Raw genomic sequence first — 24310 nt, 5'->3', positions numbered from 1 at the left:
TTAACCGCCTCGCCAGGCTCTCTTTTTCTCCGCCAACGATATTACTGTCGCTAAATGTGTTATCCCTGATTATCTTTTAAGGAGTATGGTTGCGGGTATTCCTGGCATGATATCTTGTCTCTTACGTTAGGCTAAGACGATGTGAGAGAACGGATGCTGAGATTACTTGAAGAGAAGATAGCCACGCCATTAGGTCCGTTATGGGTGGTTTGTGATGAGCAGTTTCGACTGCGGGCCATTGAGTGGGAACAGTACCGCGATCGTATGGAGCAACTGCTAAATATCCACTACCGTCACGAAGGCTATGAATGCGTTTCTGCGACTAACCCCGGTGAACTCAGCGATAAGCTTGCTGATTATTTTGCAGGCAATCTCGCCGTAATTGATACCCTGGAAACCGCCACGGGGGGCACACCTTTTCAACGGGAAGTATGGCAGGCGTTGCGCGCTATCCCCTGCGGGCAGGTGATGCACTATGGTCAACTGGCGGCGCAACTGGGACGACCGGGCGCCGCACGCGCAGTCGGTGCTGCGAATGGCGCGAACCCCATCAGTATTGTTGTTCCCTGCCATCGCGTCATCGGGCGTAACGGCACTCTGACCGGATACGCAGGCGGCGTGCAGCGAAAAGAGTGGCTATTACGCCATGAAGGCTATCTTTTATTATGAATATACAGGCAAAAAGTGCCTTATCGGTCACACTTTTAGGTAAAGCAACAACAAATAAATTACGTATTTTCAAAGAGATAAAAGTATTCATCAAACTTATACTTGAATTATTCCTTCTCCGGGATAGCTCAGACTTACGCGCTCACCAAAAAGATGTTAAAATTGACAAATATCAATTACGGCTTGAGCAGACCTATGATCCCGGAAAAGCGAATTATACGGCGCATTCAGTCTGGCGGTTGTGCTATCCATTGCCAGGATTGCAGTATCAGCCAGCTTTGCATCCCGTTCACACTTAACGAGCATGAGCTTGATCAGCTTGATAATATCATCGAGCGCAAAAAGCCCATTCAGAAAGGGCAAACTCTGTTTAAAGCAGGTGATGAACTGAAATCGCTCTATGCTATCCGCTCCGGAACGATTAAAAGCTACACCATTACCGAGCAAGGCGATGAGCAGATTACTGGATTCCATTTAGCAGGCGACCTGGTGGGTTTTGACGCCATTGGCAGCGGTCATCATCCGAGCTTTGCACAGGCGCTGGAAACCTCAATGGTATGTGAAATTCCCTTTGAGACGCTGGATGACCTGTCCGGCAAAATGCCGAACCTGCGTCAGCAAATGATGCGTCTGATGAGTGGTGAAATTAAAGGCGATCAGGATATGATCCTGTTATTGTCGAAGAAAAACGCCGAAGAACGTCTGGCCGCGTTTATTTACAATCTGTCCCGCCGCTTTGCGCAGCGTGGTTTTTCACCGCGTGAATTCCGCCTGACGATGACCCGTGGCGATATCGGCAACTATCTTGGCTTAACGGTCGAAACCATTAGCCGTCTGCTGGGGCGTTTCCAGAAAAGCGGTATGCTGGCGGTGAAAGGTAAGTATATTACTATTGAAAACAGCGATGCGCTGGCGGCCCTCGCCGGTCATACCCGCAACGTCGCTTAAACGTCAGCCAGACCATTGATGTTGTCTTCTGCCATATCGTTAAATTTTTCTCATTTATTGATCTGGCAGAAGCGCTTCCTCTGTTTCATTCACCATATTTGAGTTACTCTTTAGTTACAAACTGCGATGACAGTTGTAAGGAGACCCTGTATGGCTATGTATCAAAATATGCTGGTGGTCATCGATCCCAACCAGGACGACCAACCCGCATTACGGCGAGCAGTTTATTTGCATCAACGGATTGGCGGCAAAATTAAAGCTTTCCTGCCTATTTACGATTTTTCGTATGAGATGACCACCCTACTTTCTCCTGACGAACGCACCGCAATGCGTCAGGGTGTAATAAGCCAACGCACAGCCTGGATACGTGAGCAGGCGAAATATTATCTTGAAGCCGGTGTCCCCATTGAAATTAAAGTGGTCTGGCACAATCGTCCCTTTGAGGCCATCATCCAGGAGGTTATCGCCGGCAGTCACGATCTGGTGTTGAAAATGGCGCATCAGCACGATCGACTGGAAGCGGTCATTTTTACCCCTACCGACTGGCATTTGCTGCGTAAATGCCCAAGCCCCGTGTGGATGGTCAAAGATCAGCCGTGGCCAGAAGGCGGCAAAGCACTGGTCGCCGTGAACCTGGCAAGCGAAGAGCCCTATCACAATGCTCTCAACGAAAAGCTGGTAAAAGAGACCTTACAATTGGCGGAGCAGGTTAATCATACCGAAGTACACCTGGTCGGCGCCTACCCCGTTACGCCAATCAATATCGCCATTGAGCTGCCGGAATTTGATCCCAGCGTGTATAACGACGCCATCAGAGGCCAGCATTTACTGGCGATGAAAGCGCTGCGCCAGAAATTCAGCATCGATGAAAAAGTTACGCATGTAGAAAAAGGCTTGCCGGAAGAAGTTATCCCGGATCTTGCCGAACATCTCCAGGCGGGGATCGTTGTGCTTGGCACCGTTGGACGTACCGGACTCTCGGCCGCGTTTCTGGGGAACACGGCCGAACAGGTCATTGACCATCTGCGCTGCGACCTGTTAGTCATTAAGCCTGATGAGTATCAGACACCGGTTGAACTGGACGACGAGGACGATTAATCCCTCTTGCGTCCTGCCGGATGGCGCTGCCATCCGGCCACTACCTCATTCCTGTTACTCATCTCCGCCGAGGAAATAGATCCCCAAAGGAATCGCCAGCAGAATAGTGAACACCAGACTGTAAACGAAAATCATTGCCGACTGAATGGCATACATAGAGCTTGTCCACTCGGACAGTGGAATATGATATTGCTCAATCACACCGCCGATAGTCGCGCGCGTTACCACCGATGCCGCAACGATAAACACTGCCAGCAGGCATAACAGAAATTTTTTCCCCTTCGCCGATTTCAGCTTCATCATGATCATAGTATTGTCCTTTACAGATGACTTTGTTACCTGATAGCAACAATACCATGACAATCACGCGATGTCTGCTCCATAAAACGTGACATTGTATTTACATAAAAAGTAAACCGCTGAGATTAAAGCTGATAGCACTATTTCTTCTTTTTACTTATCGATGATCTACGCGTTTATCCTGGGTAAAATACCTGTTAATCAGGTCATTCTGAGCTGTTATCGTAGGAAGGAGCGGAAAACAATAATGTTCACTGAATTTTTTCTCAAAAACGCATTTAATCTGGCGATACTTTTCAGTTGCGGCATGGCGTTGCTGGTCGTGAGATTTTGGCTCAGCCGTAACGTACAGTGGAAGAAAGGATTCACGTTCCATGCGGCACAGTTTTTTATTTACGCGATTATTATTGGGACCATCGGGAGCATCCTGAATAATGCTATTGAAGATTATAATTTGCGTTTTATCTCTTCCGGGGTCATTGATTTTATCTGCACCTCGCTCATTGCACTTATTCTGACGATAAAACTTTTCCTGATTATTAATCAATTTGAAAAAGCACAGGTCAATAAAGGTAGAGATGTGACCAGTACCCGTATTCTGGCACGGGTCATAAAAATAACCATTATTGTCGCGATTGTCTTATTGTATGGCGAACATTTTGGCATGAGTCTGTCCGGTCTGCTGACCTTTGGCGGTATCGGCGGTATCGCTGTTGGTATGGCGGGCAAAGATGTCCTGAGCAATTTTTTCTCCGGTATTATGCTCTATTTCGATCGCCCCTTCAGTATCGGAGACTGGATTCGTTCTCCTGACAGAAATATCGAAGGTACTGTTGCCGAAATCGGCTGGCGAATTACGCGAATTAACACATTCGACCACCGCCCGTTGTACGTGCCTAATTCCGTATTTTCATCCATTAGCGTTGAGAATCCGGGACGGATGACCAACCGTCGAATAAAAACGGTTATTGGATTACGTTACGAAGATGCCGACAAAATTGGCCTCATTGTTGACGCTATCAGAAACATGCTGCAGGCGCACAGCGATATCGATCAGAAACAGACGCTGTTGGTCTATTTTAATGAATTCGCCGACTCTTCGCTGAATATTATGGTGTATTGCTTTACCAAAACAACAGTATGGCAGGAATGGCTTGCCGTACAGCAGGATGTTTACCTGAAAATTATTGCGATTGTCCAGGAAAACGGCGCTGACTTCGCCTTCCCAAGCCAAACGCTCTATATCGATGACCCGGAGGCCGCGCCTGCGATAAAATAAAAGATAATCGGCGCCCGATAACGCTTATCGGGCACCGAGGCTTCCCTGTCCGGATGACGGGTTGTTAGTGCCTTCCTCACGGTGATCAACGGCTCTTTTCATTCACTGTCATGGTAAATTCAAGCACCTCCTTAGTGTCGTTAACGTAGGCATGAGGCATATCAGTTCTGGCTACAGCGGAGCAGCCCTCCCGAATAATAAAGCATCTATCGTCGACCGTTAACGTCAGTGTTCCCTGATTAACAAACAGTAATTCACAGGTGTCGGCCGGATGTCCTGCCGATTCAAACTGTTCACCAGGATGCATTATCCATTGCCAGAGTTCCAGCATATCCGGTCCGCTGGTTCCCGCCATCAGCTTCGCGCTGCCGCCTTTCTCGCCGCGCCACAATACCGGAATAGCATCCCGATCGATAAGATGTACTATTGGCTCGCTGGCGACGTTGACAAAATCCGCCACGGACACTCCCATTGCCGCCGCGATCTTACATAACAGCGCAATACTTGGATTGGCTTTACAGCCTTCAATTTCCACCAGCATTCCTTTACTGACGCCGGAACGCCGCGCAAGCTCATCCAGCGACATCTTTTTTTGGCTACGAAATTGTTTGATACGTTGGGAAACAGCTTCATTTATTGTGCTGACGTCGGCGCCTGCTGCGGTCGATAAATTGACTTTTTTGGTCATTGGTCGATATCATAGAATAAAATAGTCATTACAGGATTATGCGATGTCTTCTATGTTACCGTCAATCAGCCCGGAACTGGCCCGTATCGCTCCCGGTTTTCGTGCATTAAGTATTAATGTTATTGCCGCTCCGATTCGCGATGCGCAGGTCGGAGAAATCGCGCTAAAAGAGGCCTGTCAGGCCGTACTTAACGGCCAGCCTGCGTGGGGACAGGCGCATATAGACGCCTGGAATGCGGTGTTTAAAGCATTCGGCGCAAAACCAAAGCGCACCCCCTGCTCGGCTGAAGCGCTACGAAAACGCGTGTTGAAGGATGGAACAATGGCGGCGCTAGACCCGGTCGTTGATCTTTATAACGCCGTGAGCCTGCGCTATGCCGTACCGGTAGGCGGCGAAAATAGCGCGGCTTATTGTGGATCGCCGCGGCTGGTTTTCGCAGACGGTAGTGAAACATTTGATACCCTGAAAGAAGGACAACCCGTCACCGAGTCGCCAGAACCGGGCGAAGTTATCTGGCGCGATGACAGAGGCGTCACCTGTCGGCGCTGGAACTGGCGTCAGGGAGTACGTACCCGACTAAGCGCTTCAGATAAAGCGATGTGGTTTATCCTTGAAAGCTTGCCGGAAATGCCGGTTGATGAATTGTACGCGGCAGGAAACATGCTGACTGACGGCCTTGAAAAAATGATGCCAGGTTTACGTTTTGAATCCACATTGATAGGTGTTTGATTGATATTGCGTAACAGGAGAAATACTATGTCGCTGTTTCTGACAAGTTTTATTTTCGAAAAAAAAGAGTACGACGAAGAGTTTTATCAACTGGATGGCTGGATTGAGCGCTATACGCAGTCTATTGATGGCTATATTGGGATGGAAAGCTATACCGATGCCGCCAGCGGAAGAATAGTTAATAATTATTACTGGCAGACCCGCGAATCAATGGAGCTATTGATAAATAATTTACAGCACCAGCAGGCCAAATCACAAAGTCATAAGTGGCTTTCCGGTTACCAGACGATTATTGCAGAAATTCAGGGGTGCCATAACGTTAACCTGCCCCATCCGCTGGCATCATTTTCAGTTCCGTATGCGTGATGCAATAGTATATGTATTAAATGTGGGGCACGCAGGAGAATGCCTGCACCCCTGCATTGCCGGTTATTCGGTTCTCTGTGCAGGGGCGGTGCTGATATAAGTGATTAGTAAACAGGAAGATGAGTGATATCTCGTGGTACAATAACACGCGTAACCACATTGTTTTCATCGCACTCTATCAACGCTCTGGCAAAAATACTGAGCTCATTAATTTTCAGCCCGGAATTATCCAAAAACTGGCGGCAAGCGTAGTCAGAAACAAAGATTATGCCGGGATGAATATCATGTTCCCGAATAAAACGGGCCTGAGCAAATGGCGTATCCATACTCAGCACATATACCGCCCGGTTTGAGTGGCTACCCGCTGATTTAAGGCGGTCACTATAGTCTTTTACCTGCCATTCACAAACTGGCGTATCCAGTGACGGAACAACAATAATCCGCTTTTTTATGCCCGGGATACAGTAACCCGGTAATAAATCATGGCTCACCAGCCCCTTTGTGCAGGGTAATGGTTCGCCTTCAGCCAGTATCCCGGGTTTGAGCGTCAGTTGCGTTTTGCCAAAGGTCACTGAGTACTCCTGCCCCAATGAGATATAATCCTGTGTTGTTGCTGGTGTCATAAAAACTTCTCCTTTTAACGTTTTTATTATTTTAGCCATAATAATTATTTAGCAACCCGCTAAAAAACCAGGTGAACATCCATAATAAGATGATGGTGATAAAAAGAATTATATTGGCCATAATGATTAATATAGTTTTATAGTCTTCCGTTGATGGAAATACTTTTCCTAAAAACATCCCCTGCATATCTAAAAGTTATGACAATACGTTCGTTACCATGTCCTCGATAGGTTATAACTTGTGTATATTTACCTGGAACATTTTCTTTCTTAATAGGGCCATAATCCCATAAGCCTTTATTATTCTCATCACGCCCTACAAACTCTGCAATGTAAATTTCATTTACAGGATTCCCGTCGATATCCTTAACAAGCGTTGTTATGGTGGCACTTTCACCCGGCGATAATACAGGCTTATCTATACTCATAACTGTTAAATCTGGGCTTGGCGTATTAGATATAGTTTCTGTTTCAATATACTGAAATTCAGATACCGATGGCACAGGCGTGTACCCTGACGCTGAAGCCATATCCGTTTCATTATAAATTTCTAGTTTAATCTTTGAACCACGATGTTCCTTTTGGATATTAAATTTATGCTCACATGGCTTTTCACGCTTAAGTATATGTTGAGAATTATCTTTATTGATCTGATAATACGTACATACTGTAGTAAAAGTTTCCGCAGACTGATAGTTATTATCCGGGTCTCTGATGCCTAGATATATAGAATCCCTCGCAATAGTCATTCCCGGAAAAGGTGTATACTTTTCAATAGAAAAGTCAAGTCCATTAAACTTAAATTCGTAGTCATCACGAGGTGTTCCAGGCCTGTGCCCAACACTCGGCGCCGTAGGAGGAGAAAGCATCCCGACGGTTGCCGCGGACGTTGTCGACGAATCCGCCGAGACGCTTATTGACACAGCCGCCAGAAGCAGGCTATAGATAATAAGATTATGTTTCGACATACGCACTGTTGATCCTTTTTAAAACATTAATTCGCATCAGATGCTGCGGTAGAACTCTTAGCATTTTCTTTATCAGAAATAATTCTGACGCGGATATATTTATTCTGTAGCGATTCCCCGTTAAGGCTATAAGGGATAAGCCAGGTGGCTTTTGTCGCCCCCGGTACGGATTGCCAGGATTTCATTTCATCCGAGATTTCCCACTGATAATTAAACGCATCAGTACAGTCCGTGTTATTTACACAAAGCGTTCTGGCTCGCATTTCCGTTCCGACGACTGGCGCAGTAACGCTTCCGTTGGCTTCTTCAGTACCCGGCGTAAAAAGCACCTCTACAGAAGTGACCTTCTGCGCAATACTGCCTGACTGAGCTTGTAGTAGTACGGTACCCTTCACCGGATGTTTATCGTCTGGTCCGCTTGCTTCAATATGTAATTTGAGCGAGCGGGCATCATCGCCGATATGGGTCACCAGAACCCGTTCAACCCAATGGCCGTCACGCTCTGTACCGCCGAGCGCTTTAAATGCCAGACCCGGCGTATCTGATTGATACTTAATATTACGTGGTTTGAGCGACGCCCACTCCTCTTCAGAACGCTCGCGCACGTAGTGCCACTCAATAACCTTCCCCTCTTCTCCGGCAGGAAGCGGCGTACTGATAACAAAGTTGCCGTTCTCAACCTGAACATCGTCATTGATAACATTTATCCATGAACGGAAACTGGTCTCATCCTGTGTCACCCTTACCGGGATACGCTCGGAGGTCACGCGAGTACCCCGGCTGTCAGTCACCGTTAAATAAAGGCTATACTCCTGACCGTCGGTCGCCGTCAGCGGAAGTTGTGGAAGGATAAGGCCGCTGCCCAGACTCCCCTGAAGCTGGAGTCCGGCGAGAAGCTCCGCATCACCCGACCACTCAACCTTCTCAATCGAGTAACGGCTATCTACCGTCGCCATTAATGTCACCAGCGTCCCGGACAGGCCTGACACCGGCATTACCGTAATGCGGATTTTACTGGCCTGCTCCCGATACGCCATGACGATATCGTAATTACGATCGACAAAGGCACGCCGATTAGTCGTATTTGAGGGCGCCCCAACGTTGCGGTAATCAAGCTGTTCATGTAACGGCGTACCGAAGGAATAGTTGACTCTCAGACCGCCCTCTGCCTGCGATCCGCCTTTACCGGCGTCCCGATATCCTGCTCTGACCTCAAGCAAGGGGACAGGATTCCAGACCAGAGCCGCACCTGCGGCGCGGGGATTCCGGCTTAATGTACCGTTACCCAATAGATCAACTTTATCCCCGTAATACTGTTCATATGTCAGCTCGCCACTGAACCAGGGAAAATCGGGAAGCGTGCCTTTTGTTCGCAGATCAAAGCCATATGCCGGACGCTCATCATGTAATTCATGCGCTGCTGACGTTTTCCAGCCGGTGAGAGGGAAATAATAGTTGCCGGAAAAGGCCAGACTGTCTTTATAGACTTCCCCGCCAATGCCGCCACGTAAGTGGGAATAACGGATGTCGGCATCCAGAAACGTATTGACGCCGAGCAGCCATCCATTGACCTCCTGACGGTAACCCACACCAACGTTAGCATAGATGCGGCCATCGAAACTGCTGCTGTCGTGGTCGCGAAAGCCAAGCTGGCCAAAGAGTAAAGACGATGTCGTTTCCTGGGTGGGAATAAACATATCGAACTCTGATGAGCGATATTTCGCGCCATCTTCAAAATTGACGCCACCACGGAAAATAATCTCCGGAAAAGCGCTCTTCATCCCCTCGTTCACCAGATGATTAGCGGCTTGCCCTGGTAATGCCTTTATTTTTCCTTTGGCATAATCCTCCAGCGTCCCCTCCTGCAGATGCGGAGAAATAGACGATGCCGTCCCTGCAATCCACGACTGAATTTCATTATCGCTATCAGCGATGACCGGGAGTGGAATCTGACTGGTAACAATGGCCCAGGTTATATATTTAGTAATGGGTTTTTTAGAAAAAACCACTTTATTGCCTCCTGCTATATCCCCCTGCCAGGCAGAGGGATTATTTAAATAAGAAGTTTATTTGGCGATAAAGATCAGCGACGGATAGCGCGTTTATTCTCCGGCGTGGCTTTCGTCGTTTTAGGCGTAACGTGGACACGGAACAGTTTATTCTGCTCAGTTCCCTTAATAATATATTTATGTTTTTCAGCGTTGGTATTATTCAGATCGGTGAATGCAGTTGGTGTCCCGGCATCCGCCATCTGCCAGGTAAAGTTATAATTACTGACCTCACACTCAGCCGCCGCTGTGGCGGCACATTCCAGTACCGCTTCAAGGGTGCCGCCCACCACTGGGGTACTGGCGTCATTGGTACCGTTGAGTTCATCAGTTGGTTTACCACTTTCATTCACCACATTGATAGTGACAGAACGTAGCTTATTAGAAATTGTACCGTCTGCGGCGGAGTCGCCGCCCACCCCAGAGGATGCAGAAGTTAATAAGACAGTGGCAGGCAAGAATGCACTATCCGGCGTCCCCGTTGCCGTCTTAATTCGGTAAACGATTTTAATTTTTTTACCACCTGCATCAGCAGGAATGGTAAAAGCCGTCCCGGTCACCACCGGGGTTCCAGAAGGATCGGCGGCCTCATTATCCACCAGATACCATTGAATATCGTCGGCATTATTCATTTTATCCAGCGATAAGAGATCCCCATCCTCATCCCGAATAAAAATATTCACTATCTGGAGGGTTGAACCGGTCGTCAGTTCCCCAGACACTTCTATCTTTTTTGCATTGGTAGTTGCCACAGGACGGTGACCAACAGAAGCAGGTGTAGCAGAAGAAGCCATATCATTGGCTCTGGTATTCGCCACCGCCTCTACTGAGAGCACGGATGCACAAATCGCTAACGCTAACAAAGATCTTTTGAAGTACAAAACAATTCCCTTTTATTAAATCATTAGAAATAATTACGAGATTTATAATCTCACGGGCTAAAAATTCAGGGTTATTCAATCATTTTAACCGCCTGTGAAATTATGCCCTTCGCAATGCTAATTACTTAGCTTTACTGGCAAAAGCCGATCTCCAAGTGTAAAGTTTATTCAGAAACGTCAAGCAATTTAAATCTTCCTTGTTTTGCCAGAAAAGCTAACAACCCTCAGTAGTTTAATAACACAGTATGTCAAACACCTTAAATATTTATATTTAAGGCTTCAATAAAGAGGAATGATGATGAAAAAAGCCATAATAGACTCAGTATTAGAGCAAATAGAAAAAAACCTTGAGGAGAGGATTGATATTGAAAAGCTGGTTGTTATAACAGGTTATTCGCGAAGGAGTTTGCAGGATTTTTTTAAAGAAAAGTGTGGGGTGTCTATCGGAAAATATATCAGACAACGCAAGTTGAGCAGAAGCGCCACTCTGCTAAAGTTGACCTCTCAGTCGGTTACAGATATCGCGTTCAGAATGGGGTTTGATTCAGTACAGTCCTATAGTCGAGAGTTCAAAAAAACATTTGGCGTCAATCCCAATAACTATCGCAAGGCTGATTTCTGGGATCTCAGAAACCTACGGCCTCCCTACTGGCTTGACTGTGATGAACATTATCAGTTCGAAATTTGTCAGCTTACGTCAAAAGAAATTTTCGGATTTCAAACATCTCATCAGATCGCAACAAATGACCTTCCTAAAAAAGCTTCGCCTATAAAATGGAAAATCATTCATGAGACGCTCAGAACGTGGGGCAAAAATGTGTATTGTCTCTCGTCTTTTAAGCCGGATAATATCAAAGACCAGGTCATCGCCGTAAGCAGTTTTTTTGGTATGGAACATAATTCCGTCGATGGAGGCAAAATACCCATGTCCAGGGTAATAAAATGTGGTAAATATGCAAAATTCCATTTCGTTGGTCATAAGGAACAATATCAACAATTTTCCAATACAATATATATGTGTATATTGCCAAAACTGAATCTTATCAGGAGAGAAGGAGAAGATATTGAATACTTCCATTTGGCATCCGTCCAAAAGCAACAGAATAATGAATCCATTGTCGATCTTTATTATTACATCCCTGTACTGTAATGACTTCGTACCATCCACGCATTTCATCTGAAAAGTCTTCTCTTTTCAGAACGGTAATAAAACTCTCAGTATTGATTCTGGTAAAATAAGTGACTATTAATATAGTTAACGTTTTGAAAGAATTGAAAAAAATAAATTGCGTGCACGCGACACCGGGGACAGATTTCTGACAGTATTGTACGGTGTAGTGATCAGGTAATATTGGCTACAGTTTACGGTAAAAGCAAAGTCCATACTTTAACTATTAATGGGAGTATGTTGGCCGGACGGCTTGCGGGGCCTTCATGCTCCCACATCTATAATGTTGGTATGATTACATTCTCTCTATACTTTACTGTGCTAACCTTTTATCTCGTTGAGATAACATTTAATTAAAATGTTCTCTTTTTGATGTACATTATAAGAGGAGACATTATTCATATTTTCGAAATCAGGGCAGACGATATGTATACAACCATCATAAACACAGCGCTAGCAATGGTAGCTTGTTTTTCGTATATCGCACAAGCCAGTACCCACCCTCCTCTTATTATTACCAGGGGAGCCGGAGGAGACGCCTCCGGAGCCACAGTCATTCATGATAATTGGCGGCATGGCACTCCTGACCTGGTCAATCTTACCGATATTCCCATAGATAAAATCAGACCAGAAAAATACCATTGCGTACTGATTATTTGGCAAGGAGCTATAAAAGAAATGCTTCTTGCGAACAATGCCTCAGCAATACTTTCCGGAAAAACGGTTGGTCTTTATACTCATCTGATCGATCAGAACACGCTCAGATTACTTCGGCAATTGCAGAACAAAGTGAGATTCAATCTCTTTTTTTACCCGTTCACAGATAACTCTACTAAAACTAAGGAACATTTCAGAATATAATTTTTTGAGTTCTAAAGTAAATAATGTCTGGGGACAAAACTCACTAGCAATTGAAACAGTGGCACCTGACAGGGGTAATATACCGGAAAAAGCTCTTCCCCTCAAAACAACAGATTATGTGATCTGGCTGGGTGGAAACTATACTACCTCCTCTGGTACGCAGCGTATCTTCACAAACGATTAGATTGTTGTAGCCCTGAAACCACTACATAATGTTATTTCATCAAATGCATCGATTGCTATTATGCTTTCACCACGTTTTTTTGATAATAGCATGAGTAAAGAAGCAAAAGTTAAACGACTGAAGGCAGTGCTTAACACCTTTTCGCGAAACAGGGTCACATTTTATATGAGTAAGGAGATGCTTGCTAATCTGAAAGAATTTGATTTGCCTGTTCAACTATCCCCTTCTTACGCGGAGCTGATGCGAATGTCCTGGGCCAGCGCTACCCGGCATTTTGCCTCTGTGGATCAATATAACCTGTTTGCTGATCTCATACCAAAAGTCACACCATTTCTTCTTGAACCGAATGATGCCGATCAAGCTCTCTATGCGACGGATTATCTTAATACCCGGCGTGTAAGTCTGACCCAAAATATTCTTAACCATGATTGTGACTAAATAAAACGCGCAGAATCCGGGATAGTTAACAATCCAAAACAGACCGTTAGCCATGAGTACTGTTTATCTTCACTATACAGGGAACAACCAAATAACTGACGACACAAATCAAGCCGAGACCCTATATTCGGCTATACAGGCACTCTATTCAATTCAGGCCAAGAAACAGTCCGGTACCCATACTGGACACGGCCTCCCAACTGCTTTAGCGCATTACCAGTCCAGCTTCGATGCGCCTTCTGTCGTCTGCACTATTTCACTGGTTTTAATGACGCGATGATAACCATAAGCATCAGCGTATTTCGTCATTCCGGTTGCGGTGTCAACCTCCGGCTTACCCTGCGTTTCAATAATCTCTCCCGTCCGGGTCGTCATGGTATAGGTCGTTGTACATCCGGCTAGCATCAACACTGATAAGCTAAGTACCGTAATAAGACTACATTTTTGCATTTCTCGTTTCCCTGACACTTCTATTTTTGATGTACTTTACCGAATGCCGCAACGGCAAGATGGATGATTAGGGCTATTGCTCTCTGTTTGCCCGTATCTGATTGGCTCAGGTTTTTTGATGCGCTGCGTTAATCCGGCAGTAATCGCTCCAGCACATCCCCAGCCAGAAGCACGCTCTCCTGAAGACGCTCCAGGCTATACCCCGCTCGCGCCTTGGCGGAAAGCCCCGCCATTAGCGTCCCCATAAAATCCGTCGTCCGGTCAGCCTCTTGCGGATACCGCATGGCGACATAAGTGCGAATCAGGTTTTCAGCAGCGATGTAAAACTCGCAGGCGGCCTCTCGTGCCGGTTTATCGTTACAATGAGCGCCCTCCAGAACCAGACACCCAGTGGCATCAGGATCGGCAGCGTAACGTCTTGCCGCTTCCATCAGCACATCGATAAGGCACTTCGCGGTCGGGCGATCGTGACGCAGAAGCGCCCCGAGCGGAATCGCGTCGGTCATCCTGTAACGCTTTAATACGCGAGTATACAGCCCCAGCTTGCTGCCAAACGCCGCATAGAAACTGGGAGGATTGATCCCGAACGCTTTTGTCAGATCCGCTACGCTCACCGCGTCGTAGCCGCGCGAATGAAATAAGTGTTGAGCGGTTTCAATGGCTTGCTCCGGATCGAACTGGCGAGGGCGACCCGGCGTTCGGCTATGTTTTGTAGTCATTACTACATAACTCCTTGACGGCATGATTTCATTACGCATATTGTAGTGGTTACTACAATATCATAAAGGACATCCTGATGACGCTATTTCGCAACAAATCTGTACTGGTTTTAGGGGGAAGTCGTGGTATCGGCGCGGCTATTGTACGACGCTTTAGCGCTGACGGCGCATCGGTCGTTTTCAGCTACGCCGGATCGCGTGAAGCCGCCGAAAAACTGGCAGCGGAAACCGGAAGCACCGCCATCCAGACGGATAGCGCCGATCGTGATGCCGTCATCAGCCTCGTGCGTGAGTACGGACCGCTGGATATTCTGGTCGTCAATGCGGGCGTTGCTCTCTTCGGCGATGCGCTGGAACAAGATAGCGATGCGATAGATCGTTTGTTCCGCATTAATATCCATGCGCCTTACCATGCGTCAGTCGAAGCAGCCCGCAACATGCCGGAAGGTGGACGCATTATTATTATCGGTTCCGTGAATGGCGATCGGATGCCCGTACCGGGAATGGCCGCGTACGCCGCCAGTAAATCAGCCCTGCAAGGGCTGGCGCGCGGCCTGGCCCGTGATTTTGGCCCCCGCGGGATTACGATAAATGTGGTGCAGCCAGGCCCCATTGATACTGACATCAATCCGGAAGATGGCCCCATGAAAGAGCTGATGCACAGTTTCATGGCGATCAAACGACACGGAAGACCTGAAGAAGTGGCTGGAATGGTGGCATGGCTTGCCGGCCCGGAAGCCTCTTTCGTCACCGGCGCGATGCACACCATCGATGGTGCCTTCGGCGCCTGACGGCCAGGCGAATATCACACGGTTGCCGTCTACGCTCTGGCAACCGTATTAGAAGCTGTTCATGCGAGAAAACATCCGCAAGCGCCGCGATCAATCGTGGATTTTAACGCCAAGACAACCGCGAACAAATTCAGGATTAAAATGCTTCACCGCTTCGCCAACGTAGCCTAAATCAAGGGCGTTGATTTGAGCCATTTCGTTATCCGTTAGTGAGAAATCCCAGATAGCAAAGTTCTCTTCAATGCGTTCCTGTCGAGTGGATTTAGGAATAACCGTGACGCCACGCTGCACGTTCCAACGCAGGACAACCTGCGCGATGGTTTTTTGATGGGCATCGGCAATCCTTTGAAGCATGACATTTTCATATGGTTTATGTCTCCCGCCGCCTAACGGCGCCCACGCTTCAGGCTGAACGTTATAATGTTTCATGGTTTCCAGCGCGGCGGGTTGTGCAAAGTATGGATGCAATTCGACCTGGTTTACCATTGGCGTAATTCTGACGGTTTCACAGAAGTTGGCTAACACATGCGCATAGAAGTTGGACACGCCAATGGCTTTTAGTTTACCGGCTTCATAAGCGTCTTCCAGCGCGCGCCACGCGCTAAAATAATCGCCCATTGCCTGATGCAATAAATAGAGATCAAAATAATCTAACCCGGATTTTTTCAGCGACGCTTCAATACCTGCTTTGGCCAGATCGTAGTTAGCCATATCTTGCACCCACAGTTTAGAAGTAATAAATAACTCCTCACGGGTACACAGACCTGTCGCGATGGCTTCACGAACAGCGTCACCAACGGCATCTTCATTGCCGTATACCGCAGCGGTATCGATAAGACGATAACCGCTGCGAATAGCGCTTAACACTGACTGCTGACATTCTTCTTTGTCGGTTACCTTAAAAACGCCAAAACCCACCATAGGCATTTTAAGGTTGTTACTTAATATTGAATATTCCACGCTAAAGCACCCTTTCGTCGTAAAGACGCCATGATAAGAGCAAAATACAGGTACAATGAGTATTGTTAAATCCGATTATATTTATACAAAAGTTCATTAATAACAGTTGTACAGATTTTTTATTGCATCCAAACGTTCTGTGCTTGCTATATCCTCGCCGTGTAGCCCCCTGTTTGATAATGCCTTTTTCTTATGCGTCAAAACCAGTACCGTCATTTTGAACGTCTGTGGAAAAGTTTTCTGAACAGGCAATGCGATATCCGGAATAATATTTTTTAGCGAAGAGGCTCCGACTGGCTCAGCGCCGTTTTGCACCAGTCATAAAAAGCGCGTACCGCAGGCGGCAGAAACCTGTTTTGCGGATAGACCAGCGCAAGCGGCAAATCATAAGAATGGTTGTCCATGCAGGTCACCAGCGCCCCGCTGTGCAGATACGGCGCAACCAGATAGCTGGCGACGCGAATTAACCCCAGCCCCTGTATTCCGGCCTGAATATAAGCGTCCGTATCATCGACAACCAGCGTCTCCTGCATCCGCATCGCGTAATCCTCCCCCTCACGCGTAAAAAACCAGTCGGTGGTACGCCCGGTGCGGTGGTTCAGGTAGCCGACCGCATGGTGTTTTTGCAGATCATCTAAATTTTCAGGGCTACCGTAACGCTCAATGTAAGTGGGCGATGCTGCTATCACCCAGTTAAAACTGGCGAGCGGACGGGCAACCAGCGTGGTGGAATCATCGATCCTGCCGGCCCGAATCACGCAGTCATACCCTTGAAGGATAATATCCTCCACGCTATCGCTGGAACAAAGTATCAGCTCCAGCTCCGGATACTGACGCAAAAAGGCCGGGAGCGTGGGAATAATACAATGCCGGGCGAGAGATTGCGGCATCCCCACTTTAAAACGCCCTTTGGGTTGTGCCGCCCGGCCGGGAAATGACGACTCCATGGCCGCGATATCTGCCAGTACTCTTTTGCACTCTTCGTAGTAACGCCGCCCCTCTGCGGTCACGCTAAGTTTGCGGGTTGTACGTTGCAAAAGTTGAATCTTAAGCCAGGATTCCAGTTCTTTAACCACCCGCGATACCGTTGAGCGCGGCACGCCCAGCACTTCGGCGGCTCTGATAAAACTATGGGTATCCACCACGCAAACATAGACCTGCATCGCTTCCAGCTTGTCCATTTTCCCCCCACCAATTATCCCATTTATCAGAACAGTCTAACCCGTCTTCGGCGTCTTATCGAACGCAGATCCCTGACGTAATCTCTACCTACAGGTGAATTAACACAGAGAGGGGCAAATGAAACAATCCAATAATCAGGTGGGTGAAAAAGTATTGGTGCTGGGCGCGGGACAACTGGGGGCGTCAGTGCTGGCATCATTGGTTCCGGCGGTCACACAGCGTAATGGTTCCGTTTGCGTTATTGTGTCAGGGCGATCCAGGGATAAACAGAGCAAACGACGTTCCAGCATTCATCAACAACTGGCGGATGCCGGTGCGCGGTTTATCCCGGTCGACATCGCAGGCAGTTCGGTTGCAGCGTTAAAAGATCAATTCCACGGTTTTGATACGATCATCAATTGTATGGGGTTTGTCGCCGGTGCGGGTACCCAGATAAAAATCACCCGCGCGGTACTGGAGGCGGGCGTTAAGCGCTATTTCCCCTGGCAGTTTGGCGTGAATTACGATGTGGTCGGCAAAGGCAGCGGCCAGCCGGTGTGGGACGAACAGTATGACGTCAGGACGCTTTTGCGCGAGCAAAACGCCACAGAGTGGGTGATTGTTTCAACCGGTATATTTACCTCTTTTCTCTTCGAACCGGCCTTTGGTGTGGTCAACTTAGCCCAAAAAACCATCAATGCCCTCGGCGGATGGGAAATGCAGGTCACCGTCACGTCGCCTGCGGATATTGGTCGCCTGACCACTGAAATTTATCTGCATCAGCCGCGTATCACTAACGAAGTCGTCTTTGTCGCGGGGGAAACGACCTCTTATGCAAAACTGGCGGAAACGGTCGAACGCGTGACGCAGCAAACCTTTACCCGAGGCGTATTGACGCTACCTGACTTACAGGAGCAACTCCGTTTACATCCGCATGATCCAATGCTGCGCTATCGCGTCGCCTTCGCGCGTGGTGACGGTATGTGGTGGCCGATGAGTGACACCTGGAATGCACAACATCATCTGCCGACACAGGATATTGCCGCCTGGCTGAAAACACAGCAATGAGAACGGCGGCATCAGGCGCTCGCTTAATCCCCATGCCTTCTGCCAGCATCAGGCGGCGGGCTTGGCTACCTTGCGTTAACAAGAAACCAGTACGCATCAGTGCTTCACGATATACATCGTACGGCTATAGGCCACATCTTCCGGGTTAGTAATGGGGTATCCCTTTACCCACGGTTTAATTAACCGGCCATTGGTATACTGATAAATAGGCGCTATAGGCGCTTGTTCCGTTAAAATTTTCTCCGCTGCATTGTAATCCGCGTTACGCGCTTCGGCGGTATTTTCCATCGTCGCTTGTGTCAGGATTTTGTCATAAGTCGGATTAGTAAAGCGTGAAATATTCCCCGTATGCGTGGACGTTAATAAGGATAAGAAAGTCGACGGTTCGTTGTAATCACCCACCCAGGAGGCGCGAATAACATCAAAATTACCGGTATTCCGGCTGTCGATATACGTTTTCCACTCCTGGTTTTGCAATTTCACGTCCACCCCCAGATTTTTCTTCCACATTGACGCCACCGCAATCGCGATTTTCTGATGGTTTTCTGAGGTATTGTAAAGCAGGGTTAATTTAAGCGGCTTCTGCGATCCGTAGCCTGCTGCACGCAGCAATGTTTTCGCCTGAGCATTAAGTTCTTCCTGGCTCATTTGTTCAAACGGTGAAGGGTCTGGCGTAAATCCTGCCGTGACATCCGGTGTAAAATGCCAGGCTGGTTTTTCACCGGTACCTAAGACTTTTTCCGCCATCAAACGGCGATCAATGGTCATACTTAGCGCCAGACGAACGCGGGAATCCGCCGTCGGCCCTTTCTGCGTGTTAAACGCATAATAATAAGTCCCTAATTGCGGCGGCGTATAAACTTGCCCTGGAATATCCTTCAATAATTTCTGGTACATATTTTTAGGGAAAGATTCGGTGATATCAATATCACCGGCAAGATAACGTTTCGTCGCTGCCGATTCCTGGTTAATGGGTAAAAATGTCACTTTTTGCAGTACCGTTTTCGCGTTATCCCAGTAATGCGTATTCGGCACGACCACCAGTTTTTCATTTACCACGCGCTCTTTAAGAACATACGCGCCATTGCCAATCAGTTTTCCCGGCTTCATCCAGTCTTTGCCGCTTTCGACATTCGCTTTTTGGACCGGATAAAAGGCAAAACTGGCGGTCAGACTGGCAAACCAGGGCAACGGCTTGTCAAGCTGAACACGCAAAGTGTGCGCGTCCACGGCACTGACGCCAAGCTGATCCGGCGTGACTTTACCGTCGATAATGGCTTGCGCATTAGTGATGCCAGCCAGAGCGGCAAACCAGGCGAAGGGGGAAAGCGTTTTGGGATCAACAAGGCGTTGCCAGCTATAGACAAAATCCTGGGCGGTCACCGGCGTTCCATCGGCCCATTGCGCATTATCCCGCAACGTAAACGTCCAGATACGATTATCATTGCTCTTCCACTGGCTGGCGACGCCCGGGATAATTTCACCCTTTTCGTTCTGGTTAACCAGCCCTTCAAACAGATCGCGGATCACCTGAATTTCAGGCAGCCCAACGGCTTTCGCTGGATCTAACGAAGCGGGCTCATCTTTGATATGACGCACCAGTTCTTGTTTCTCTGCCAGTACCGTTCCGCCGGGAACATCCGCAGCATATGCCAGGGAAAAGCTGCTAACCAATAGCGCACAACAGGTTACTGAAACAGAATGCCTCATAGAAGTTCCTCAAAGATGAGTTAAATGACAACGTAATTATTTGTTTCAGCAGAAAGAAATGCAATTATCTTCCGCCAGAAAGTTGATATCGCGCCATACAAGAGGGTAAATAGAAACCATTTGATAATCGGCGGGTTTTACACAACACTACGATGATTACCCTACTGGTCTCAGCTTCGGGAAACGCGTATGACTGTCACCCGCCCCCGTGCCGAGCGCGGCGCATTTCCGCCAGGCACTGAACATTATGGACATTCGCTACTTGGCGCGCCGCTAATCTGGTTTCCGGCGCCTGCCGCCGATCGCGAAAGTGGCCTGATACTGGCTGGCACCCACGGGGATGAAACCTCATCCGTGGTGACGCTCTCCTGTGCGTTACGCACCTTAAATCCGTCCCTTCGCCGTCATCATGTCATACTTGCCGTTAATCCTGATGGCTGTCAACTGGGGTTAAGGGCAAATGCGAATGGCATTGATCTAAACCGTAACTTTCCCGCCGCCAACTGGAAAGCGGGTGAGACAGTTTATCGCTGGAATAGCCGCGCGCAAGAGCGTGATGTCGTGCTGCTAACCGGCGACCATCCCGGCTCAGAACCGGAAACCCAGGCGCTTTGCCAGTTAATACATCGACTCCAACCTGCCTGGGTCGTCTCTTTTCACGATCCGCTAGCCTGCATTGAAGATCCACGTCGCAGCGAGCTAGGCGAGTGGCTGGCCGATGCGTTTGCGTTGCCGCTGGTGACCAGCGTAGGTTACGAAACGCCCGGTTCGTTTGGCAGCTGGTGCGCCGACCTCAACCTGCACTGCATTACCGCCGAGTTTCCCCCTGTTTCTGCCGATGAAGCCAGCGAAAAATACTTGCTGGCGATGTCGAATCTGCTTCGCTGGCATCCTAAAGATGGAGTTGACCCGTCGTAAAGCGTAGCGCGGGCTCAACATCAACCGCCAGCCATGTTGGGCCATCAAGATCGGCGAAGCTCACCTGCGGCATAAGCGGCAGCGCGGCGCTAATCGCTCTTGATGTACAGAGCATACAGCCCAGCATCAGGCCGAATCCTTGCTCCCGCGCCTCCGTTGCCAGCGCCAGCGCCTCGGTCAGACCGCCGGTTTTATCCAACTTAATGTTGATCATATCGTAGCGCCCCGTCAGGGCTTTCAGACTACTGCGAGTATGGCAGCTCTCATCTGCACAGATGGGCAACGGATGAATAAAATTTTCCAGGGCGGCGTCATCCTGCGCGGGCAGCGGTTGCTCCAGCATCGCGACATTCAGATCCGCCAGTAACTGGCAACGCGCCGCCAGCCCCTCCGGACGCCACGATTCATTGGCGTCCACAATGAGCGTCGCCTCCGGCACCGCCGCGCGGATCGCCACCATACGTTCGCTAATCAGACGAGCATCGAGTTTAATTTTCAGCAACGTCGCCCCTTTTTCCCATAGTGCCGCCGCACTGGCCGCCATCTGTTCCGGCGTGCCTATCACTACCGTTTGCGCGGTAGTAACAACCGGGGCCAGCGTCACGCCGAGCAGCCCGGCAAGGCTTTGCTGCCGCTGGCGGGCCTGCAAATCCCATAAGGCGCTATCCACCGCGTTGCGCGCCGCGCCTGCCGGCAACAGTTTCTGCAATGCTTCGCGAGTCAGCCCGTTTTCTAACTGAGACACAATACTCATGATTTGCGCCATGACCGAGGCATCACTTTCACCATAACGTGGATATGGCGTACATTCCCCGATGCCTTTTACGTCCTCTTCTTCCAGTTCGACAACGACAACATGCGCTTCGCTTCGGCTACCACGCGCAATAACGAAAGGCGTATGTAACGGCCAGGTTTCCTCATATACCTTAACAGATCTCATCTCTTCCCCTCTGATAGCGCCGGACGCGGCTTGCTACAAATAGTATTTGCCGTGTTAATGAATAATGACTTAAACTGGATTTCGACGTTAACTATAAGTAAATAGGAACATTATTATGTCACAGACTGTACATTTCCAGGGTAACCCGGTCACCGTTGCCAACGTTATTCCGCAGGCTGGTAGCAAAGCACAGGCTTTTACTCTTGTCGCAAAAGATTTGTCTGACGTTTCCCTCAGCCAATATGCAGGCAAACGCAAAGTGCTGAATATTTTCCCAAGCATTGATACTGGCGTATGCGCCGCATCAGTTCGTAAGTTTAATCAACTGGCCACAGAAGTGGAGAATACCGTAGTACTGTGCGTTTCTGCTGACCTGCCTTTTGCGCAGTCGCGTTTTTGCGGCGCGGAAGGCCTGAGCAACGTTATTACGCTTTCCACTCTGCGTAATAACGCGTTTCTGAAAAACTACGGCGTCGAAATCGTTGACGGCCCGCTGAAAGGTTTGGCGGCGCGCGCAGTCATCGTGCTTGACGAAAACGACAACGTTATTTTCAGCCAGTTGGTGGATGAAATCACCCACGAGCCGGATTACGACGCCGCGCTTAATGTCCTGAAGGCATAAGCCAGCGCCTGCTGGCGCTACGTTTGTCAGTGCTACAGGCGGTGCTCTTTTGTCACAAGAAGGCCTCTATCCGGAGGCCTTCTTTTTTCTACTCTTCACCCTTCTTCTGGCTCAGACCATATTCACGCAGCTTATTGGCAATCGCGGTGTGCGATACCCCCAACCGTTTCGCCAGTTTACGCGTACTCGGATAGCTACGATAAAGCTGGGTCAGGACAGAACGTTCAAAACGACTGGTAATGTCATCCAGCGAGCCTTCCATCGCATCCTCGCCGACTGCCACCGTCGCGGCATCGTAGTCAGGCAACAGGATGTCCTGCGGACGCAGCTCATACCCTTCCAGTTGCGTCAGCGCCCGGTAAATCGCATTTTTAAGCTGGCGAACGTTACCCGGCCAGCCGTAACGAGTGAGGACCGTACTCAGATCGGCAGACAGTTTCGGTCGCGGAACGCCCTGTTCGTCGGCAAAACGCGCCACGAACAGTTCGGTCAACGGCATAATATCCTGCGGACAATCGCGCAACGGCGGCAAATTAAGCGTAAGAACGTTAAGTCGATAATAGAGATCTTCGCGGAACAGTCCTTTTTGCACCAGCTCCACCAGATTTTTCTGCGTGGCGCAGATAACGCGGACATCAACATGAATTTCGTGATCTTCGCCGACGCGACGGAACGTACCATCGTTGAGAAAACGTAGCAGCTTCGCCTGCATACGCGGTGACATTTCGCCAATTTCATCCAGCAGCACCGAACCGCCATTCGCCTGTTCAAAAAAGCCTTTTTTACCTTCCGGCGCATGGCCAAATAGTTCGCTTTCTACCGCATCTTCCGGGATTGAAGCGCAGTTGAGCGCCAGATACGGTTTCGCTGAACGAGGGCTTGCCTGATGACAGGCATAGGCGAAAAGATCTTTGCCGGTTCCCGTATCGCCGGTAATCAGCAGCGGCGCGCTGAGCATCGCCAGTTTGCGCGCCTGCTCAACGACGTGCTTCATCTTTGCGCTCACGGCAATAATCTGACTAAACGCGCTCAGATCCTGCGTGGACAAATTCTGTAGCTGCTGCCCCATACGAATCGTGGAACGCAACATCACTACCGCCCCGGTCAACACGTATTCGTCATTTTCGTTTTGTAAATGTACCGGCGTAATCTCCATCAGGAAGTTTTGCCCGTTGATCACGACATGCTCGTTATGGGAGCTTTGCGGGTTACCGTCCAGCCAGCGCTGAAAATTGAAGCCGTTAATTAATTGTGCGGCGGTATGGTGCCGCATTCGCTCCTGGATCTGGGCAAAAAGCTGACAACTCGCCGGGTTCGCCATCTCCACTTTACTCTTCATATCCAATGAGAGCACCGGCTCCGGCAACGCCTCAAGCAGCGCGCTCAGGGCCAGATGTTCACGTTCGGACGGCATCCAGGGAACGGTACGGACATCCGTTACGCCGGAAATACGGCGGATTTCGGCCATCAGGCTGCTAAAGTCGGTGAATTCCAGCTCAGCAAAATTAAGATAAATTCGCCCAATGGGATCAATCTCGATTCCGCGTAAATCAATGCTACGTAACACCAGTAAATCAAGTAATTCGCGGGTCAGACCAAGTCGGTCTTCACAAAAGACTTCCAGACGCATGGGAACCTTCACCTGAATAATGAACCATTAAATAGATGATAAGCCACTATTCGGCTGGCAGGAAGGATTCTGTCAACAAATATTGACAGCAT

General features: G+C 48.7%; 24 protein-coding genes and 1 pseudogene. 12 read left to right on the top strand and 13 right to left on the bottom strand.

The annotated features are described in order from the left end of the window. The first annotated feature begins 153 nt into the window (after window positions 1-153). From ogt to uspE, 3 genes are all read left to right on the top strand, one after another. Window positions 154-669, top strand: a complete 516-nt coding sequence (gene ogt / locus ACLD4K_RS01760) for a methylated-DNA--[protein]-cysteine S-methyltransferase (RefSeq protein WP_411011281.1) — start codon at window positions 154-156, stop codon at window positions 667-669. A gap of 195 nt (window positions 670-864) precedes the next feature. Continuing rightward, on the top strand, window positions 865-1617 hold the full coding sequence (fnr, locus tag ACLD4K_RS01755) for a fumarate/nitrate reduction transcriptional regulator Fnr (RefSeq protein WP_000611914.1): 753 nt from the start codon (window positions 865-867) through the stop codon (window positions 1615-1617). A gap of 150 nt (window positions 1618-1767) precedes the next feature. Beyond that, on the top strand, window positions 1768-2715 hold the full coding sequence (uspE, locus tag ACLD4K_RS01750; RefSeq protein WP_001262138.1) for a universal stress protein UspE: 948 nt from the start codon (window positions 1768-1770) through the stop codon (window positions 2713-2715). Between the two features lie 54 nt (window positions 2716-2769). Here uspE and ACLD4K_RS01745 read toward each other — a convergent pair whose 3' ends face one another. Next, entirely contained in the window at window positions 2770-3024 is a 255-nt protein-coding gene (locus ACLD4K_RS01745; RefSeq protein WP_000605645.1) for a DUF2534 family protein, read from the bottom strand. Window positions 3025-3262: 238 nt separating this feature from the next. Between ACLD4K_RS01745 and ACLD4K_RS01740 the strand changes: the two genes are divergently transcribed. Further along, window positions 3263-4294, top strand: coding sequence for a mechanosensitive ion channel family protein (locus tag ACLD4K_RS01740; protein WP_000493670.1), 1032 nt, complete (start codon window positions 3263-3265; stop codon window positions 4292-4294). Window positions 4295-4379: 85 nt separating this feature from the next. Here the strand turns inward: ACLD4K_RS01740 and ACLD4K_RS01735 are convergent, their stop codons facing one another. Further along, window positions 4380-4982, bottom strand: coding sequence for an XRE family transcriptional regulator (locus ACLD4K_RS01735; RefSeq protein WP_411011280.1), 603 nt, complete (start codon window positions 4980-4982; stop codon window positions 4380-4382). A 43-nt stretch (window positions 4983-5025) separates the two neighbouring features. Here ACLD4K_RS01735 and ACLD4K_RS01730 point away from each other — a divergent pair, with 43 nt between their 5' ends. Next, window positions 5026-5712, top strand: coding sequence for a B3/4 domain-containing protein (locus ACLD4K_RS01730; RefSeq protein WP_183059623.1), 687 nt, complete (start codon window positions 5026-5028; stop codon window positions 5710-5712). A gap of 27 nt (window positions 5713-5739) precedes the next feature. Continuing rightward, entirely contained in the window at window positions 5740-6078 is a 339-nt protein-coding gene (locus ACLD4K_RS01725; RefSeq protein WP_000051809.1) for an antibiotic biosynthesis monooxygenase family protein, read from the top strand. Between the two features lie 104 nt (window positions 6079-6182). Here the strand turns inward: ACLD4K_RS01725 and ACLD4K_RS01720 are convergent, their stop codons facing one another. From ACLD4K_RS01720 to zirU, 4 genes are all read right to left on the bottom strand, one after another. After that, window positions 6183-6740, bottom strand: coding sequence for a redoxin family protein (locus tag ACLD4K_RS01720; RefSeq protein WP_183059624.1), 558 nt, complete (start codon window positions 6738-6740; stop codon window positions 6183-6185). A gap of 98 nt (window positions 6741-6838) precedes the next feature. Next, complete coding sequence (zirS, locus tag ACLD4K_RS01715) at window positions 6839-7675, bottom strand: two-partner-like secretion system exoprotein ZirS (protein ID WP_411011279.1); 837 nt, start codon at window positions 7673-7675, stop codon at window positions 6839-6841. A 20-nt stretch (window positions 7676-7695) separates the two neighbouring features. Beyond that, window positions 7696-9678: a two-partner secretion translocator ZirT gene (gene zirT, locus ACLD4K_RS01710; protein ID WP_411011278.1), complete on the bottom strand. Its 1983-nt coding sequence runs from the start codon at window positions 9676-9678 to the stop codon at window positions 7696-7698. Between the two features lie 74 nt (window positions 9679-9752). After that, entirely contained in the window at window positions 9753-10598 is an 846-nt protein-coding gene (gene zirU, locus ACLD4K_RS01705) for a two-partner-like secretion system exoprotein ZirU (RefSeq protein ID WP_411011277.1), read from the bottom strand. A 292-nt stretch (window positions 10599-10890) separates the two neighbouring features. On the opposite strand from zirU, the gene ACLD4K_RS01700 reads away from it, so the two are divergent. Both ACLD4K_RS01700 and ACLD4K_RS01695 read left to right on the top strand, forming a co-directional pair. After that, window positions 10891-11748: a GyrI-like domain-containing protein gene (locus ACLD4K_RS01700; protein ID WP_411011276.1), complete on the top strand. Its 858-nt coding sequence runs from the start codon at window positions 10891-10893 to the stop codon at window positions 11746-11748. Between the two features lie 390 nt (window positions 11749-12138). Next, window positions 12139-13249, top strand: a pseudogene (locus tag ACLD4K_RS01695) (hypothetical protein). 213 nt (window positions 13250-13462) lie between these two features. On the opposite strand, the gene ACLD4K_RS01690 reads toward ACLD4K_RS01695, so the two are convergent. Together ACLD4K_RS01690 and ACLD4K_RS01685 are read right to left on the bottom strand one after the other, a co-directional pair. Further along, window positions 13463-13699, bottom strand: coding sequence for a YgdI/YgdR family lipoprotein (locus ACLD4K_RS01690; RefSeq protein WP_001168016.1), 237 nt, complete (start codon window positions 13697-13699; stop codon window positions 13463-13465). A gap of 128 nt (window positions 13700-13827) precedes the next feature. Further along, window positions 13828-14418 (bottom strand): TetR/AcrR family transcriptional regulator, encoded by a 591-nt coding sequence (locus tag ACLD4K_RS01685; RefSeq protein ID WP_000208474.1) that lies wholly within the window; start codon window positions 14416-14418, stop codon window positions 13828-13830. A 77-nt stretch (window positions 14419-14495) separates the two neighbouring features. Here ACLD4K_RS01685 and bdcA point away from each other — a divergent pair, with 77 nt between their 5' ends. Continuing rightward, complete coding sequence (gene bdcA, locus ACLD4K_RS01680; protein WP_020839314.1) at window positions 14496-15209, top strand: SDR family oxidoreductase; 714 nt, start codon at window positions 14496-14498, stop codon at window positions 15207-15209. A 90-nt stretch (window positions 15210-15299) separates the two neighbouring features. Here bdcA and ACLD4K_RS01675 read toward each other — a convergent pair whose 3' ends face one another. Continuing rightward, window positions 15300-16169, bottom strand: coding sequence for an aldo/keto reductase (locus tag ACLD4K_RS01675; RefSeq protein WP_000456775.1), 870 nt, complete (start codon window positions 16167-16169; stop codon window positions 15300-15302). Between the two features lie 275 nt (window positions 16170-16444). Continuing rightward, on the bottom strand, window positions 16445-17350 hold the full coding sequence (locus ACLD4K_RS01670) for a LysR family transcriptional regulator (protein ID WP_411011275.1): 906 nt from the start codon (window positions 17348-17350) through the stop codon (window positions 16445-16447). Between the two features lie 118 nt (window positions 17351-17468). Between ACLD4K_RS01670 and ACLD4K_RS01665 the strand changes: the two genes are divergently transcribed. Continuing rightward, window positions 17469-18398, top strand: a complete 930-nt coding sequence (locus ACLD4K_RS01665; protein WP_411011274.1) for an aromatic alcohol reductase — start codon at window positions 17469-17471, stop codon at window positions 18396-18398. 96 nt (window positions 18399-18494) lie between these two features. Here ACLD4K_RS01665 and ACLD4K_RS01660 read toward each other — a convergent pair whose 3' ends face one another. Then, on the bottom strand, window positions 18495-20108 hold the full coding sequence (locus ACLD4K_RS01660) for an ABC transporter substrate-binding protein (protein ID WP_023203175.1): 1614 nt from the start codon (window positions 20106-20108) through the stop codon (window positions 18495-18497). Between the two features lie 189 nt (window positions 20109-20297). On the opposite strand from ACLD4K_RS01660, the gene mpaA reads away from it, so the two are divergent. Next, on the top strand, window positions 20298-21026 hold the full coding sequence (gene mpaA / locus ACLD4K_RS01655; RefSeq protein WP_411011273.1) for a murein tripeptide amidase MpaA: 729 nt from the start codon (window positions 20298-20300) through the stop codon (window positions 21024-21026). Here the strand turns inward: mpaA and ycjG are convergent. Further along, window positions 21001-21966: an L-Ala-D/L-Glu epimerase gene (gene ycjG / locus ACLD4K_RS01650; protein ID WP_411011272.1), complete on the bottom strand. Its 966-nt coding sequence runs from the start codon at window positions 21964-21966 to the stop codon at window positions 21001-21003. The two genes, mpaA and ycjG, sit on opposite strands and share 26 nt — an antisense overlap. 115 nt (window positions 21967-22081) lie before the next feature. Here ycjG and tpx point away from each other — a divergent pair, with 115 nt between their 5' ends. Next, a complete protein-coding gene (gene tpx, locus ACLD4K_RS01645; protein ID WP_183059634.1) occupies window positions 22082-22588 on the top strand; it encodes a thiol peroxidase in 507 nt (168 codons plus the stop codon). An 88-nt stretch (window positions 22589-22676) separates the two neighbouring features. Here tpx and tyrR read toward each other — a convergent pair whose 3' ends face one another. Next, complete coding sequence (gene tyrR, locus ACLD4K_RS01640) at window positions 22677-24218, bottom strand: transcriptional regulator TyrR (RefSeq protein ID WP_001235483.1); 1542 nt, start codon at window positions 24216-24218, stop codon at window positions 22677-22679. Window positions 24219-24310: the final 92 nt, after the last annotated feature.

The sequence above is a fragment of the Salmonella sp. 741265055_HSA genome (genome assembly GCF_046569525.1).
In the GTDB taxonomy this organism is placed as follows: Bacteria; Pseudomonadota; Gammaproteobacteria; order Enterobacterales; family Enterobacteriaceae; genus Salmonella; species Salmonella enterica.
This window is presented reverse-complemented; position numbering and strand designations above follow the sequence as displayed.

What these genes read in the sequence shown, in the direction of transcription:
- ACLD4K_RS01725 (WP_000051809.1), top strand. Translation starts at nt 5,740, where the DNA reads ATGTCGCTGTTTCTGACAAGTTTTATTTTCGAAAAAAAAGAGTACGAC.
- ACLD4K_RS01690 (WP_001168016.1), bottom strand. Translation starts at nt 13,699, where the DNA reads ATGCAAAAATGTAGTCTTATTACGGTACTTAGCTTATCAGTGTTGATG.
- ACLD4K_RS01720 (WP_183059624.1), bottom strand. Translation starts at nt 6,740, where the DNA reads ATGGCTAAAATAATAAAAACGTTAAAAGGAGAAGTTTTTATGACACCA.
- ogt (WP_411011281.1), top strand. Translation starts at nt 154, where the DNA reads ATGCTGAGATTACTTGAAGAGAAGATAGCCACGCCATTAGGTCCGTTA.
- ACLD4K_RS01735 (WP_411011280.1), bottom strand. Translation starts at nt 4,982, where the DNA reads ATGACCAAAAAAGTCAATTTATCGACCGCAGCAGGCGCCGACGTCAGC.
- ACLD4K_RS01745 (WP_000605645.1), bottom strand. Translation starts at nt 3,024, where the DNA reads ATGATCATGATGAAGCTGAAATCGGCGAAGGGGAAAAAATTTCTGTTA.
- fnr (WP_000611914.1), top strand. Translation starts at nt 865, where the DNA reads ATGATCCCGGAAAAGCGAATTATACGGCGCATTCAGTCTGGCGGTTGT.
- ACLD4K_RS01665 (WP_411011274.1), top strand. Translation starts at nt 17,469, where the DNA reads ATGAAACAATCCAATAATCAGGTGGGTGAAAAAGTATTGGTGCTGGGC.
- tyrR (WP_001235483.1), bottom strand. Translation starts at nt 24,218, where the DNA reads ATGCGTCTGGAAGTCTTTTGTGAAGACCGACTTGGTCTGACCCGCGAA.
- ACLD4K_RS01685 (WP_000208474.1), bottom strand. Translation starts at nt 14,418, where the DNA reads ATGACTACAAAACATAGCCGAACGCCGGGTCGCCCTCGCCAGTTCGAT.
- ACLD4K_RS01740 (WP_000493670.1), top strand. Translation starts at nt 3,263, where the DNA reads ATGTTCACTGAATTTTTTCTCAAAAACGCATTTAATCTGGCGATACTT.
- bdcA (WP_020839314.1), top strand. Translation starts at nt 14,496, where the DNA reads ATGACGCTATTTCGCAACAAATCTGTACTGGTTTTAGGGGGAAGTCGT.
- ACLD4K_RS01700 (WP_411011276.1), top strand. Translation starts at nt 10,891, where the DNA reads ATGATGATGAAAAAAGCCATAATAGACTCAGTATTAGAGCAAATAGAA.
- ACLD4K_RS01670 (WP_411011275.1), bottom strand. Translation starts at nt 17,350, where the DNA reads ATGGACAAGCTGGAAGCGATGCAGGTCTATGTTTGCGTGGTGGATACC.
- ycjG (WP_411011272.1), bottom strand. Translation starts at nt 21,966, where the DNA reads ATGAGATCTGTTAAGGTATATGAGGAAACCTGGCCGTTACATACGCCT.
- uspE (WP_001262138.1), top strand. Translation starts at nt 1,768, where the DNA reads ATGGCTATGTATCAAAATATGCTGGTGGTCATCGATCCCAACCAGGAC.
- ACLD4K_RS01660 (WP_023203175.1), bottom strand. Translation starts at nt 20,108, where the DNA reads ATGAGGCATTCTGTTTCAGTAACCTGTTGTGCGCTATTGGTTAGCAGC.
- ACLD4K_RS01730 (WP_183059623.1), top strand. Translation starts at nt 5,026, where the DNA reads ATGTCTTCTATGTTACCGTCAATCAGCCCGGAACTGGCCCGTATCGCT.
- mpaA (WP_411011273.1), top strand. Translation starts at nt 20,298, where the DNA reads ATGACTGTCACCCGCCCCCGTGCCGAGCGCGGCGCATTTCCGCCAGGC.
- tpx (WP_183059634.1), top strand. Translation starts at nt 22,082, where the DNA reads ATGTCACAGACTGTACATTTCCAGGGTAACCCGGTCACCGTTGCCAAC.